The organism is Paenibacillus sp. PAMC 26794 (genome assembly GCF_000316035.1).
In the GTDB taxonomy this organism is placed as follows: Bacteria; Bacillota; Bacilli; order Paenibacillales; family Paenibacillaceae; genus Paenibacillus.
The window spans coordinates 157,812-171,723 of record NZ_ANHX01000011.1; the positions used below are offsets into that span (position 1 = coordinate 157,812).

A 13,912-nucleotide genomic window follows, 5' to 3' on the forward strand; every position below is an offset into this window, starting at 1 on the left:
TCCCATAAATAACATATTGAATAACATTTCGAAGAGCTGAAGAGTCGGGCATCATTGCCCGGCTCTTTTTTGCATTCAAGTTCTTAACCTTTTGTTGGGCATCGGCATATCCATAATAGAGAGAAACTGCTGAAACCAGTGAAGGAGGGAAACAACATGAAATACACGCCATGGTTCGTCCGGGGCATCGTTATTCTGCTGATTATCATTGTGGCGCTCACCAGCTGTAATAAGGAAGAGAATGAAGCCAAGATTACGATTGGCGAAGTGACTCGTTCGGTATTTTACGCACCGGAGTATGTGGCTGTGGCTCAAGGTTTTTTTGAAGAGCAGGGACTGGAGGTGGATATTCAAACGACTGCTGGTGGTGACAAAACGATGGCGGCATTGCTCGCAGGTTCGGTGGATATCGCACTGGTAGGAGCGGAGACGTCCATATACGTCTATCAGCAGGGAGCGGAAGATCCGGTCATTAACTTTGCCCAACTCACCCAGACAGATGGTACTTTTCTGTTCGCTCGTAACCCGGAAGGTAGCTTCGATTGGGAGCAACTGAGGGATTCCACATTTCTCGGTCAGCGCAAAGGCGGCATGCCACAAATGGCAGGAGAGTTCGCGCTCAACAAACATGGCATCGATCCGCAAAGTGATCTGGAGCTGATACAGAATGTGGACTTTGCCAACATTGCGTCTGCTTTCGCCTCAGGCACGGGAGATTATGTTCAACTGTTTGAACCCCAGGCATCCATCTTTGAACAAGAAGGTCGGGGTAAGGTTGTTGCATCGTTTGGAGCAGAAGGCGGTCATCTGCCTTACACCGTCTTTATGACGAAGCAGAGCTATCTTAATGACAATAAGGATATCGTGCAGAAGTTTACGAACGGTCTGCACAAAGCGCAAGCATGGGTAGATTCCCATACGGCTGAAGAGATTGCAGAAGTCATAACTCCTTTTTTCAAAGATATCGATCCAGCCATTCTGGTTAGCAGTGTGAACCGTTATAAGGAACAGGGCACCTATGCAACGGACCCAATCATTGATGAAGAAGAGTGGAACAATCTGCTGGATGTCATGAGTGCCGCCGGAGAGTTGAAAGAACGCGTGAATTTGAATGCAATTGTGGATAATGCCTATGCGGAAGAAGCTACGAAATCGAAGTAATGGGGTATTCAGGAAAGGAAGTGAGCCGAATGCCTGAATCCGAAAGTGTGATCCGACTGGAGGGGATCTCTCAAGTATACGTCAGCGTGCGGGAAGCTTCATTGGTGATTGAAGACTTGAGTCTTGAGATCCAAAAAGGAGAGTTCGTCAGTCTGGTTGGACCGAGCGGATGTGGTAAAACGACATTGTTGTCGATCATCGCCGGGCTGCTCACACCCACTCAAGGAGAGGTTAAGGTTAAAGGCAAGCTCGTAGGCGGCCCTTCAGCGCAGATTGGTTATATGCTGCAACAGGACTATCTGTTTCCATGGCGGACGATTCTGGATAATGCTTTGATCGGACTTGAGTTGACAGGCAGATTGGATGAACGAGGCCGTGAGCGTGTACGGGAACTGCTGATAAGTATGGGGTTGGCCGGAACGGAGAATCAGTACCCTTCAGAGCTTTCAGGGGGCATGAGACAGCGAGTAGCGCTGGTGCGCACGTTGGCAACCGATCCGGGAATTTTATTGTTGGATGAACCATTCTCAGCACTCGATTATCAAACCAAGCTGCAACTGGAGGATTTGGTCTCGGACACGTTAAAACAGTTTGGCAAAACGTCCGTTCTCGTTACCCATGATTTGTCTGAAGCCATTGCCGTCAGTGACCGCGTCATTGTGCTTGATCGCAATCCAGGCCGCATCCGTCGTGAGTTTATCATCCCCGATGGAATTCGGAAGGCTCAGCCGTTCCGTGCCAGAGAGCAAGAAGGATTCAATGCGTTGTTTCAGGCGTTATGGAGTGAACTGGATCAGTCCGGGGGAGGTGAGAAAGACGCGTGAATCCAATGACTCCGAAGCAGGAAAAGCGTGACGAATGGATGGGGCAGCTGCATCGGAATCATATTCAGCAGGTTGCCAGATGGCGACATCAAGTGCTTGCCGTACAGTTATCTATGCTCGTATGTATGTTTTTGCTATGGGAAGTGGCAGGCAGACTTCGCTGGATTGATGTATTGTTATTCAGTTATCCGAGTAAGATTTTTGCTCAGATTGGCAAGGACATCGCTAGTGGCGAATTATGGGCACATGTTGGGGTAACTGTAGGGGAAACGGCAGTTGGTTTTTCACTGGGAACACTCGTTGGAACCTTGCTTGCGGTTTTAATTTGGTGGTCTCCTTTTTTGTCCAAAGTGTTGGACCCCTATATGGTTGTGTTCAACAGTATGCCAAAGGTAGCACTTGGCCCGATCTTTATTGTTATGTTCGGCGCGGGTTTTACAGCCATTGTTATGACCACATTGTCCATCACGGTTATTATCACAACATTGGTCGTGTATAACAGCTTCAATGAAGTGGATCCCAATTATATTAAAGTCATTCGTACGTTTGGTGGAGTCCGTTCCGAGATTTTTACGAAAGTTGTATTACCTGCTTCTTTTCCGGCGATTGTTTCCACCTTGAAAGTGAACGTGGGCATGGCTTGGGTGGGTGTAATTGTGGGTGAGTTTCTGGTCGCCAAACAAGGGCTCGGTTATCTGATTATCTACGGATTCCAAGTATTTAACTTCACACTTGTATTATCGAGTCTGTTAATTATTGCTGCAGTTGCAACAGCCATGTACCAACTTGTTGTCTATGCAGAACGCAAAATGCTGGCTGGCCGCAGGTGATTCGGAAGTGTTTTACTCGTAATGTGACCGGGTATGATATGTATACAATTTCACAAGGGGTGTCACGTTGCCCGATACCGTAAAATCAAGTACCATATTTAGTATGATTATTCCGCGCAGATCCGGAATGAATGCGATGATTGGAGAAGAGGGCCTTGAGGTTCTGTCGCAACGATCTAACTTGCCAGCGTCCCTCATTCGGGGCGTGTTGCTGTGACCGGCATGCATGCGCATGTCGGTTGATGTCGTCTAGTTTACATTTGGATGAGACATACTAGTCATGATAAATGAATGAGGCGACGAGCTGGCTAGAATTTTTTTTGCAGCTTAGAGGAGATGGAATGTTAAATGGGTTTTAGGGTAATTAAAACTGCAATCGCCGCATTAATGGCTGTATTGATTGCAGACTGGTGTCGCTTGCCAGGACCAACATCAGCGGGATTGCTTGCCATTCTTGGCGTGGATGTAACGAGAAAACGAAGTATTCGCACCATATCGGCGCGGTTCTTTGCTTCCGTCGTTGGACTTTTATTTGCAAGTGTACTTTTTCACTTTCTAGGCTTCCATTATTGGGTGCTGGCCGTATACATATTGATCGCATTCCCGGCTATTGTCCGGGTAGGCTTCAAAGAAGGTATTGTTACAGGTTCTGTTGTGGTGTTTCGGGTGTTCGGCGGCGGGGAGATGGACGTGCATGTCGTCCTCGTACAAATTGCTTTGCTGTTAATTGGTCTTGGTTCCGCAATGGCGGTTAACTTGGCCTATATGCCGGCAGCAGATCCACAGATGCTGCGCATTCGCAAACGAATCGATGAACTCTTCTCGAAGATTTTCAAGGAATTTGCGGCCACGCTGCGTAATCCCAATGAAGCATGGGCGGGGAGAGAGCTGATTGAAGCAGATAAAGCGATACTTGGCGGTATTGATGCTGCTAAGCGTTCTCTGGAGAATCAGGTGATTCATCCGAATGAGGAATGGAGTGTCTACTTCTATATGCGCAAAACGCAACTGGACTCCATCCAGCACATGATGCATCTGGTGTCCCAGATCTATCAGAAGATGCCACATGCAGAAATGGTCTCGGAGCTGTTCGATCAACTTAGTCAGGATGTACTTACTGAATCCTACACCGGACGAACTGAAAAACTTCTTGCAGATGTGCAGGAAGAATTCAAACGTATGGAGCTGCCGGATACAAGGGAAGAATTCGAGATTCGTTCTGCAATTCTCCAGCTGTGCCGGGAACTCGCGCTGTATCTGAAAGTTGCGAAGAAGGACAAAGCGCCGTCCCCAATCTCGGACCGGTTCCAATCTACAAACGAATAATAGAAAATAGTTGTCACCCTAGACGAATGCCCTGCATACACTTGTAGTGAATGATTGTATGGAGGAGGTTTAAAGATGTCATTGAGTCATAAACATCAATGTAGAGAGATTATCACGAAGGCGATCTGCGGCAAAGGTCGTAAGTTCTCTACCGTAACACATACCGTGACTCCGCCAAATGGTCCGACAAGTATTTTGGGGGCTTGGATTATCAACCACCAATATGAAGCCGTATCAGCGGGTGACGGAATTGAAGTTATTGGTACTTACGATATCAACATTTGGTATTCCTACGACAAGAATTCGCAGACGGATGTAGCCAAAGAAACGGTCTCGTATGTAGAACATGTGCCTTTGTCCTATCTGGACCCGAAACACCGGACTTCCACAGTGGAGGTATCTGCGGATGCAACGCAGGAACCTAGCTGTGTGGAAGCCACAGTATCAGCAGGTGGAAGCAGTGTAATTATCCGGGTAGAACGGGAATTCGCTGTGGAACTCGTTGCCGAGACTAAAGTTTGTGTGAAGGTCTGCACAGATGGTTGCGGTGATTACGAAGACAAGGACTATGACTTTGGTAGTGCCGATGGAGATTATGACGATCTCGATCCCGATCTGCTCGACGATGAGCTGTGAGTTTGACGCCTGTATTTGATAACCTAAGGTATCATATGCGCCAGAAGGCGCGGTGAAGAGGGCGTAAGCCCTCTTTCTTCTTAAATATTGAAAAATGGGTGGTAACGAGCCTCGCAATGTGCCTGGAATACCTTTCACGGGAAGGCTCCGCATTGCGGGGTTATTTTTATTTTAGTTGCATGATCCGGGAGGGGGGACGTAATGAATGTGATGGAACAAGCGGAGGAAGCGCTGCGCCGATATGAAAGGATGACTTCTGGAGAACGTGCAGAACGGTTGAAACAGGCAGGCATTGAAGTATTATCATTGCAAGATCGGCGCAAACGTGAACCAGGCTTGCGTGTACGCTATGATGTAGAGATAAGTTGTCTGCAGGCGATCCGGATCAAGCGCAAGGATACTAGTGGCATGGGAGGGGCACAGGAGACTCTGTTGGAGCGTGAAGCGAGTTCGACCTTATTCAAGCGCATAGAACGACTTGCGATCAAAACGCTGTATACGCTAGGGCTGGATCATGGAGCTGTTCGAATGGAATCCTCAGGGAACGGCGGTTGTGCAGTCATTTCGATCGATCCGTGTCCCTGGAAAGGGGTGACCAACCTTGCTGCTACCTATAGGGAAAGCTGGAAGCAGCATCAGGAACTGTTGGATGATGAGGCGAGTCACAGACCCACTCCGATACTCGGCATGGACCCGGAGTTTCTTCTGGTGCAGATGCCGGAATCCAAAATCGTACCCGCCTCCAAATTTCTTGAACGTACAGGAATGGCAGGCTGTGATTCCGTGACGATTGGTGGACGGCGCATATATCCGGTTGCCGAACTGAGACCTGCTCCCAGCTCCGAACCACGAGAACTGCTGGCTCATCTGATGAGGGCATTCGCAGCCGCTTCCCGTAGCATCAGTGATCACTCGCTCATCTGGCAGGCAGGAGGGATGCCACAACGGGGGTTACCTTTGGGTGGTCATATTCATTTTAGCGGGGTGAATCTTACCGGGGAACTGCTTCGTGCACTGGACAATTATCTGGCATTGCCACTGGCATTTCTACAAGACCCCCGTGGATCGGGAAGACGGCCCCGTTATGGAGCACTTGGTGATTTTCGTCTGAAATCCTATGGTGGGTTTGAGTATCGTACGTTACCCAGCTTTCTTGTGTCGCCTCTTGTTGCGAAAGGTGTTGTGGCCTTGGCAGGTCTGATCGCGAGTGGGTATACTCAATTACGGCAGCGTCCGTTGGCGAAAGCTGAGGTTCATACTGCTTTTTATGAAGGAAAACGCGAAGTGATCAAGGAACACATTCCAACTCTGGTAGATGATCTGAAGAGGTTGGATGGATATGCACGTTATGAACGGTATGCGTCTCCGTTAATCCTTCAATTAAAACTGGGAAGAACTTGGGATGAGAGCCGCGATATTCGCAAACTCTGGAATATTCGGGCAGGTTCATGAAGTACGGACGTTTTTTTGATATAATAAGAAACAAGTCTTTTATGAGTAATAAGCTACTACGGAAGATATGGAGCAGCAACCCTTGAAGGAAGTGGCGATTAGCCAACACATAAGGCGGAGGCGCAAACACAGTGCCTGACCGTCTTATTGTCCTTCCAGGACGCGTTTCTTCTTGACATTATAGGAACGGGATGGAGGATATTCATCATGGCTCAGTATACGCCAATGATTCAACAATATTTGCAAGTGAAGGCCGAAGCACAAGATGCTTTTCTATTTTTTAGACTGGGTGACTTCTATGAATTGTTCTTCGAGGATGCGATTAATGCTTCCCGTGAACTTGAGATCACGCTGACCGCACGCAACGGAGGCACGGATGACAAAATTCCGATGTGCGGTGTACCTTATCATTCGGCTGACAATTACATACAGCGTCTGATTGAAAAAGGATATAAAGTTGCGATATGTGAACAGATGGAAGATGCGAGTGTAACCAAAGGCATGGTACGCCGTGAAATTGTACGTGTGGTTACACCCGGAACGGTGATGGAAGGCAAAACGTTGGGGGACAAATCCAACAACTACATGGTGTGTCTTACAGGTAATCAAAATACGCTGGCGCTCGCGGCCTGTGATCTGTCAACGGGTGAGTTGTATGTGACATCCGTACCTTATTCCAAGGAATGGCTCAAGGATGAAATCGGCATCTACGAACCATCGGAGCTGGTGGGGGATGCAGCGCTGCTTGAAACGGTAGAAGCCGAGGCATCTCCAATCGGACGCCCGGTGGTCTACACGTCCTGGACAAAGAATAAGGAAGATCTGGTCCGTCAGCAGTTTGGCGAGGCTGTGTGGGCAAGATTAGAGCCTGAACGTCAAGCGTGCATTGCACGTCTTTTCTCCTATCTGAGTGAGACACAGAAACGTTCTCTGGGACAATTAACACAAATCTCAACGTATGAGCCGGATCATTATATGATTTTAGACCCGTTTACCCGCCGAAACCTGGAATTGGTGGAAACTGTGCGTGAACGCTCCAAAAAAGGTTCATTACTCTGGTTGCTTGATCGGACGGAGACGTCCATGGGTGCAAGAATGCTGCGTCGCTGGGTCGATAAGCCATTATTGCAAAAAGGGAAGATTAATGAGCGTCTTGAAGCAGTGGATACGTTGTACAACCAGTTTATATTGCGTGAGGACCTGCGGGCAGAACTCAAAGACATCTATGATCTGGAGCGCTTGGTTGGCCGGATTGCGTTTGGTAATGCCAATGGTCGTGACCTGAATGCGCTCAAGTCATCACTGGAGAAAATTCCAGGGCTACGGCAGCATTGCGCAGGATCATCTTCTGCAACGCTGCAGCATATTGCCGAAACGATGGATGATTGCAATGATCTGCGTGAAGCCATCGGGCAAGCCATTGTGGACGAGCCGCCGGTATCGGTAAGGGACGGAGGCTTGATTCGTGAAGGGTACCATGAACGTCTGGATGAATTGCGTGAGGCTTCGGTTAACGGGAAACAGTGGATTGCGGAGCTGGAAGCGCGAGAGCGTGAGGCGACAGGCATTCGATCGCTGAAGATTGGATATAACAAAGTGTTTGGTTACTATATCGAGATCACCAAGTCCAATCTGTCCGCGTTGCCTGAGGGACGTTATGAACGTAAACAGACACTTGCCAATGCAGAACGTTACATTACGCCGGAGTTGAAGGAAAAAGAGACGTTGATTCTCGAAGCTCAGGACAAAATGGTTGATATTGAGTATGGGCTGTTCGCAGAACTGCGCGAGCGGCTGAACAAAGAGATTGCAAGATTGCAGAAGCTGGCTGAACAGGTAGCGGAAATTGATGTGTATCAATCTTTTGCGGTGATCAGTGCTGAGCGCAACTTTGTACGGCCTACGTTGACCGACGGTTATGATCTGGTTGTGGAAGAAGGACGCCATCCAGTGGTTGAGGCGGTCATGCGAGATGGCGCATTTATTGCCAATCACACGGCAATGACCAAGGAAGAGGCACGTATTCTGCTGATTACCGGTCCGAATATGGCTGGTAAGAGTACGTATATGCGACAGGTTGCTTTAATCTCCATTTTGGCGCAAGTGGGTTGTTTTGTGCCTGCGGGTCAGGCGGAATTGCCGATCATGGATCGCATTTTCACACGGATCGGTGCCGCGGATGATCTCATTGGTGGACAAAGCACATTCATGGTGGAGATGGCCGACATTCAGGTTATGACGGACAAAGCCACACCACGTAGTCTGATTATTATCGATGAATTGGGACGGGGAACGTCAACCAGCGAAGGTATGGCTATCGCACAGTCTGTTATTGAATATGTACACGATATTATCGGCTGTAAAGCTCTTGTATCAACTCATTTCCATGAGCTTGCTCATCTGGAGGAGAGTCTGGACAAGCTGGCCAACTACTCTATGGCGGTACAGGAGAGCGGTGACAAAGTTAATTTCCTGCGCAAATTGATTGCCGGGGCAGCCAGCAGCAGTTATGGTATCTATTGTGCACGCCTTGCAGGTCTGCCTGATAGCATTATTGAGCGGGCTAATGGACTGTTGCATGGGTTTGAACATGCTGCTGCTCAGGTAGCGGTGGGCAGTGAATACATCGGAAAAGAAAAGCAGGAAGCGAGCCTGAATGTAAAAGGTGTAGAATTCCAACACACGGATTCAGCACCATTGATTCGGGAGCATGAGACTGTGGAAAGTTCAGACTACACAGTTTCTATTGAAGATTCGGTCGGGAAGCAACATGCCAAGAAATCAAACAGCAAAGGACAGTCCGGCGCAAACCATTCGGATGTGGTTCAACTGTCTATCTTTGGGGATGATGAGCCGAATGTGGCAACGAAACCGGATGTAGTTGTGGTGGATAAACCAGCGCGAGAATTCATCCGTACGATGAAAGATATCGATGTCATGAATATGACGCCTCTTCAGGCGATGCAGATATTGAATGATCTTAAATTAAAGGCACAGCAATTATCCTGAGTATAAGGGAGGGGAAAAACTGTGGCGAAAATACATGTGCTTGATGAACATATTGCCAACCAGATCGCGGCGGGTGAAGTGGTCGAACGGCCTGCTTCAGTTGTCAAAGAGTTGCTCGAAAACTCGGTGGATGCAGGCGCCACCAAGATTGAAGTGACGGTGGAAGAGGGAGGACTCCTCAGTATTCGTGTCAAAGACAATGGTACAGGTATTGAGCCAGAGGACATGGAAACCGCCTTTTATCGTCATGCGACCAGCAAAATAGCCCATGGCCGAGATCTGTTCCAGATCACAAGTCTTGGATTCCGTGGAGAAGCCTTGGCGAGTATTGCTGCAGTATCCAAGGTAGAGGTATTGTCGGCAAGTGACAATGATGGGCGGGGGCGCCGCATCGTGATTGAAGGCGGTAACCTTGTCTCTCATGAAGATGCAACCTCACCCCAAGGTACAGATTTTGCAGTGAGAGAACTATTTTACAATACACCTGCCAGACTCAAATATATGAAAACGATCCAGACGGAACTGGGACATATATCAGATGTCCTTTACCGAATGGCGATGTCTCATCCAAACATTTCGTTCAGACTGCGCCATAATGAGAATGTGTTGCTTCAGACGTTGGGTAATGGCGATCTGCTGCAAGTGGTTGCAGCGATCTATGGGACAAGTGCTGCCAAAGCGATGCTTCCCATCCAGGCTGAAAGTCTGGATTACCGGGTGAGTGGGCTGATCAGCCTGCCAGAATGGACACGAGCGAATCGTAATGGTATGTCAACGATTGTTAATGGGCGATTTGTTCGCAATTACGGTCTCAATCAGGCTATTCTCAAAGCCTACCATACCTTGCTGCCCATTAATCGCTTCCCGCTTGTCGTGGTGCAGTTGGAGATGCACCCATCTCTTGTGGATGTGAACGTGCATCCGGCCAAGTTGGAGGTTCGCTTTAGCAAGGAACCAGAACTGTATGAATTCATAGAGACGACGTTGCGGGGGATACTCCGGCAGGAGGTACTGATTCCACAGGTCAAAAAACAGCAGATTCGACGTGGAGACGATAGTTCCTTTATCCAGGAACAATTCCTCTTTCCACGTGGTCCGCTGAAAGATGCATCTGATGCAGAAGGATATGGTCAACAAGGTCCACTTGGGAAACCTGTTGCTGCACCGCTGAAGTTGACTGCCGAAGATGATGATCTGGATTTGGATGCTCCGGCGGATGTGTCCACAGCACAACCGGTATCTGAACAGGGACAGACAGTGCCGTTGCCCGAAGCTCCACCTGAGATTACACACCCCCCAGAGCAGTTAGAAAGTTGGAACGGGGATATTTTGCAGAAGATTGCTAGTCATGATGGGGGGCAGACAACCGCTAACGTGCAGGAAGGTACTAAGAATGTAAGTACAAGTTCTTCCGAAGCTTTTCCCAAAACGGACCTGTCTTCTCAAGATGGTGGAGGTCGTGGAGCAACAGAGAAACCGCTGGCTGAAGGCAAACCAGCTACGTATCGCTCCGATTCCGTATATTCACCGGTTAGAGAAGCTCGGTCAACCTACAACCCGTCTTCGATTGCAAGAGGTGAACGGACGTGGAAAACCTCAGGTCTGCCTGATGCCACTAAACTTGCTGCTGCCATTAAATCGGATGCATCCATGCCCGTATTTCCGGAGCTGAGTCTGATCGGGCAGCATCATGGTACGTATCTGATCGCGCAAAATGACCAAGGTTTATATTTGATTGATCAGCATGCCGCTCATGAACGCGTGAATTATGAGTACTATTACGAGAAATTTGGCAATCCTGCCCAGGCCTCACAAGAGTTACTGCTGCCTATTACGCTGGAGTTCACACCTTCGGAGACGGAAAAGCTGAAAACAAGGCTGGCCTGGTTCGAGCAGGCAGGTGTATATTTGGAGCATTTCGGTGGACAGACGTTCCGCGTGCGTTCCCACCCGTTCTGGTTCCCCAAAGGGGACGAGAAAGACATTATCGAAGAAATGTCCGAATGGGTACTAAGCGAACGCAGCATAGATGTGGCCAAGATGCGAGAAGCTGCATCCATTATGTGCTCCTGCAAGGCGTCCATCAAAGCGAATCAAAAGCTGACGGATCAGGAAGCGGAAGTGCTGATTCAGCGTCTGGGTTCATGTCGTCAGCCCTACACTTGTCCTCATGGGCGGCCGATTGTGATTTCATTTTCAACATATGATCTGGAAAAATTGTTCAAACGTGTTATGTAGCTATTTAGGAGGAATCTATGTATATTACAACCGGTGAAAAGGAAGCGGCTTTACTTGTGGAGCGGGCCCGAAACCTTGCTGAAACAACAGGGGGTACTTACGTGCGCCGTAATAAAATGTCTCTGCCCATGATGATTGAACACTATGAGGCGGAGGAGGTTCTGGTTGTACTCCAGGGTAAAGTGCGTCTATTTCGGAAGGATTCACCGTTGCTGGAGTTCCACCCCAGCATGGGATTTGTTCGTGCCAAACGTATATTGCGAGGAGAACCTGATCCACTGCTGGAGGCGGGGGCGGTGAATGAAGGGGATACCATCATCGATTGTACAGCCGGACTGGGCACGGATGCACTGGTGTTCTCGGTTGCAGTGGGCAAAAGTGGACGGGTGATTGCATGTGAGAGCTCTCTTCCACTATATACACTCTTAGTGGAGGGGATGTCTCAATATGAGACGATCAAGCCAGCGGTAAATGAAGCTTTCCGGCGTATTGAGCTGCATCATGCGAATCATCTCGATTTGCTTCGATCGTTGCCAGATCAAAGCTGTGACACCGTATATTTTGACCCCATGTTCCGTGAACCAATGATGGATTCAAGTGCTATACAGCCCTTGCGAGATTATGCGAATGATCACGCGCTGGATGAACAGAGTATTATGGAAGCGAAACGGGTTGCCCGTAAACGGGTAGTAATGAAAGAAAAGCGCGGCAGCGCGGAGTTTGACAGGCTCGGATTTGAAATACTTGATCGGGCGAATGCAAAAACCCTGTACGGAGTGATTAATGTTGAAAGTGGAAGTTAAACAAAAACCTAAACTGCTTGTGCTGGTTGGACCAACAGCAGTAGGCAAAACAAGAATGAGCATCGAGCTTGCCCAAGCTTTCAATTGTGAGATAATCTCAGGGGATTCGATGCAGGTATATCGTGAAATGGATATCGGAACAGCCAAGATTACCTCTGAAGAAATGAAGGGTGTACCCCATCATCTCATTGATATCCATGAACCGGAGTATCCGTATTCTGTGGCCGAGTTTCAGGAGAGTTGTACACGATTGATTAGTGAAATTCACGAACGCGGTAAAATGCCTTTTATTGTAGGTGGCACCGGTCTGTATGTGGAATCGGTATGTTACGGCTTCCAATTTTCGGATAGCGGTTCGGACGAGGCGTTCAGAGAGGAACAATTCAGCTATGCTGAGTTAAATGGAGCTCAGGCCCTTCATGATCGATTGAGGGAGGTTGACCCCGTTAGTGCGGATCGTCTGCATCCGAATGACCAGCGGCGAATTGTACGTGCGCTTGAGATCCATCATCTCACAGGCGAGAAGTGGTCTGATCAGCTGGCAGTACAGAAGAAAGAGTCGCCTTATGACCTTCTTATTGTTGGTTTGACAATGGATCGGCAGAAGTTGTACGCCCGGGTAGAAGAGCGGATTGATCTGATGATCGAACAAGGTCTGGTGGATGAAGTGAAGTCTCTGTTGGAACGCGGAGTGGCCAGAGGTCATATTTCCATGCAAGGACTGGGGTATAAGGAGATTGCAGCGTTCCTGCAAGGGGAAGTGAGTTGGGAAGCTGCGGTTGAGTGGTTGAAGAGGGATACACGTCGGTTTGCCAAACGGCAGCTTTCCTGGTTCCGCCATATGAAGGATATTGAATGGGTGGACATGACGGATACCCAGGATTTTGAAGGGAAATACAAGCAGATAAGTGAATTGATTACACGGAAATTTGATTGATTTGAGCGATTGTTAGTATTCTTCTGACAGGCATCGATTAGATCAAGATATGTAAACCTCTACCTTTTAGTCATCAAAAGGATAGAGGTTTTTACTTATCACTAGAACAGATGGTAGAGATTAAGCATTCGCCAAACAACGAATAAATGTGCTTTAAACTGAAAAAATTGTCCCTCTTTTGCAAAACGGACAAGCGGTGTATAATGGATAAGTCTTCTATTTGTTCTCCTCGCCAAGAATGGGTGTAAAATAGCAGACAAGGGGTTTTTGTGGATTATATGAAACTGTTCATGATATAATAGCACGAAAGCTACTCAGCGATATTGAATATTACTTGAACACGAATTCAAATGAACCAATGGGGGTACGGCTAATGAACAAGTCCATCAACATCCAAGATACGTTCTTGAACCAACTGCGGAAAGAAAATATTCCTGCTACGGTCTATCTGACCAACGGGTTCCAAATCCGCGGGACGATCAAGGCATTTGACAATTTTACGATCGTCATTGACAGCGACGGACGCCAGCAAATGGTCTACAAGCATGCCATCTCCACGTTCACGCCGCAACGCAGCGTATCGCTGATGCAGCAAGATAACAGCGGCGAAGCTTAAAAAAATTACGAAACCTTTTCACCAACCATTTCGTCTACAAGTATAGGTATTGAAACAGAGCAACCTGAATATAAAGGGTT

The 13,912-nt window shown here is 48.2% G+C and carries 11 protein-coding genes; all 11 read left to right on the forward strand.

Annotated features, from left to right (window positions below):
* The first annotated feature begins 156 nt into the window (after positions 1 to 156).
* The 11 genes from D829_RS0105795 to hfq all read left to right on the forward strand — a co-directional run bounded on the left by D829_RS0105795 (position 157) and on the right by hfq (position 13,832).
* Positions 157 to 1,161 carry an ABC transporter substrate-binding protein gene (locus tag D829_RS0105795; protein ID WP_017687908.1) on the forward strand — a complete coding sequence of 335 codons (1,005 nt, stop codon included), beginning with the start codon at positions 157 to 159 and terminating at the stop codon, positions 1,159 to 1,161.
* A gap of 29 nt (positions 1,162 to 1,190) precedes the next feature.
* On the forward strand, positions 1,191 to 1,985 hold the full coding sequence (locus D829_RS0105800) for an ABC transporter ATP-binding protein (protein ID WP_017687909.1): 795 nt from the start codon (positions 1,191 to 1,193) through the stop codon (positions 1,983 to 1,985).
* A gap of 5 nt (positions 1,986 to 1,990) precedes the next feature.
* Entirely contained in the window at positions 1,991 to 2,815 is an 825-nt protein-coding gene (locus tag D829_RS0105805) for an ABC transporter permease (protein WP_026081020.1), read from the forward strand.
* A gap of 348 nt (positions 2,816 to 3,163) precedes the next feature.
* Positions 3,164 to 4,141, forward strand: a complete 978-nt coding sequence (locus tag D829_RS0105810) for an aromatic acid exporter family protein (protein WP_017687911.1) — start codon at positions 3,164 to 3,166, stop codon at positions 4,139 to 4,141.
* Between the two features lie 75 nt (positions 4,142 to 4,216).
* On the forward strand, positions 4,217 to 4,777 hold the full coding sequence (locus D829_RS0105815) for an outer spore coat protein CotE (protein ID WP_017687912.1): 561 nt from the start codon (positions 4,217 to 4,219) through the stop codon (positions 4,775 to 4,777).
* Between the two features lie 201 nt (positions 4,778 to 4,978).
* A complete protein-coding gene (locus tag D829_RS0105820) occupies positions 4,979 to 6,229 on the forward strand; it encodes a hypothetical protein (RefSeq protein WP_017687913.1) in 1,251 nt (416 codons plus the stop codon).
* Between the two features lie 207 nt (positions 6,230 to 6,436).
* Positions 6,437 to 9,238, forward strand: coding sequence for a DNA mismatch repair protein MutS (gene mutS, locus D829_RS0105825; RefSeq protein WP_017687914.1), 2,802 nt, complete (start codon positions 6,437 to 6,439; stop codon positions 9,236 to 9,238).
* A 21-nt stretch (positions 9,239 to 9,259) separates the two neighbouring features.
* On the forward strand, positions 9,260 to 11,476 hold the full coding sequence (gene mutL, locus D829_RS0105830; RefSeq protein WP_017687915.1) for a DNA mismatch repair endonuclease MutL: 2,217 nt from the start codon (positions 9,260 to 9,262) through the stop codon (positions 11,474 to 11,476).
* Positions 11,477 to 11,493: 17 nt separating this feature from the next.
* Positions 11,494 to 12,279 carry a class I SAM-dependent methyltransferase gene (locus tag D829_RS0105835; protein WP_017687916.1) on the forward strand — a complete coding sequence of 262 codons (786 nt, stop codon included), beginning with the start codon at positions 11,494 to 11,496 and terminating at the stop codon, positions 12,277 to 12,279.
* A complete protein-coding gene (miaA, locus tag D829_RS0105840) occupies positions 12,269 to 13,216 on the forward strand; it encodes a tRNA (adenosine(37)-N6)-dimethylallyltransferase MiaA (RefSeq protein ID WP_026081022.1) in 948 nt (315 codons plus the stop codon). Before D829_RS0105835 ends, miaA begins: the two co-directional genes overlap by 11 nt.
* 373 nt (positions 13,217 to 13,589) lie before the next feature.
* A complete protein-coding gene (gene hfq, locus D829_RS0105845) occupies positions 13,590 to 13,832 on the forward strand; it encodes an RNA chaperone Hfq (protein ID WP_017687918.1) in 243 nt (80 codons plus the stop codon).
* Positions 13,833 to 13,912: the final 80 nt, after the last annotated feature.

Bases quoted from the DNA above. Each gene is read 5' to 3' on its own strand.
- D829_RS0105805 (WP_026081020.1), top strand. From the start codon at position 1,991: ATGACTCCGAAGCAGGAAAAGCGTGACGAATGGATGGGGCAGCTGCAT.
- D829_RS0105815 (WP_017687912.1), top strand. From the start codon at position 4,217: ATGTCATTGAGTCATAAACATCAATGTAGAGAGATTATCACGAAGGCG.
- D829_RS0105820 (WP_017687913.1), top strand. From the start codon at position 4,979: ATGAATGTGATGGAACAAGCGGAGGAAGCGCTGCGCCGATATGAAAGG.
- hfq (WP_017687918.1), top strand. From the start codon at position 13,590: ATGAACAAGTCCATCAACATCCAAGATACGTTCTTGAACCAACTGCGG.
- D829_RS0105835 (WP_017687916.1), top strand. From the start codon at position 11,494: ATGTATATTACAACCGGTGAAAAGGAAGCGGCTTTACTTGTGGAGCGG.
- D829_RS0105795 (WP_017687908.1), top strand. From the start codon at position 157: ATGAAATACACGCCATGGTTCGTCCGGGGCATCGTTATTCTGCTGATT.
- mutS (WP_017687914.1), top strand. From the start codon at position 6,437: ATGGCTCAGTATACGCCAATGATTCAACAATATTTGCAAGTGAAGGCC.
- D829_RS0105810 (WP_017687911.1), top strand. From the start codon at position 3,164: ATGGGTTTTAGGGTAATTAAAACTGCAATCGCCGCATTAATGGCTGTA.
- D829_RS0105800 (WP_017687909.1), top strand. From the start codon at position 1,191: ATGCCTGAATCCGAAAGTGTGATCCGACTGGAGGGGATCTCTCAAGTA.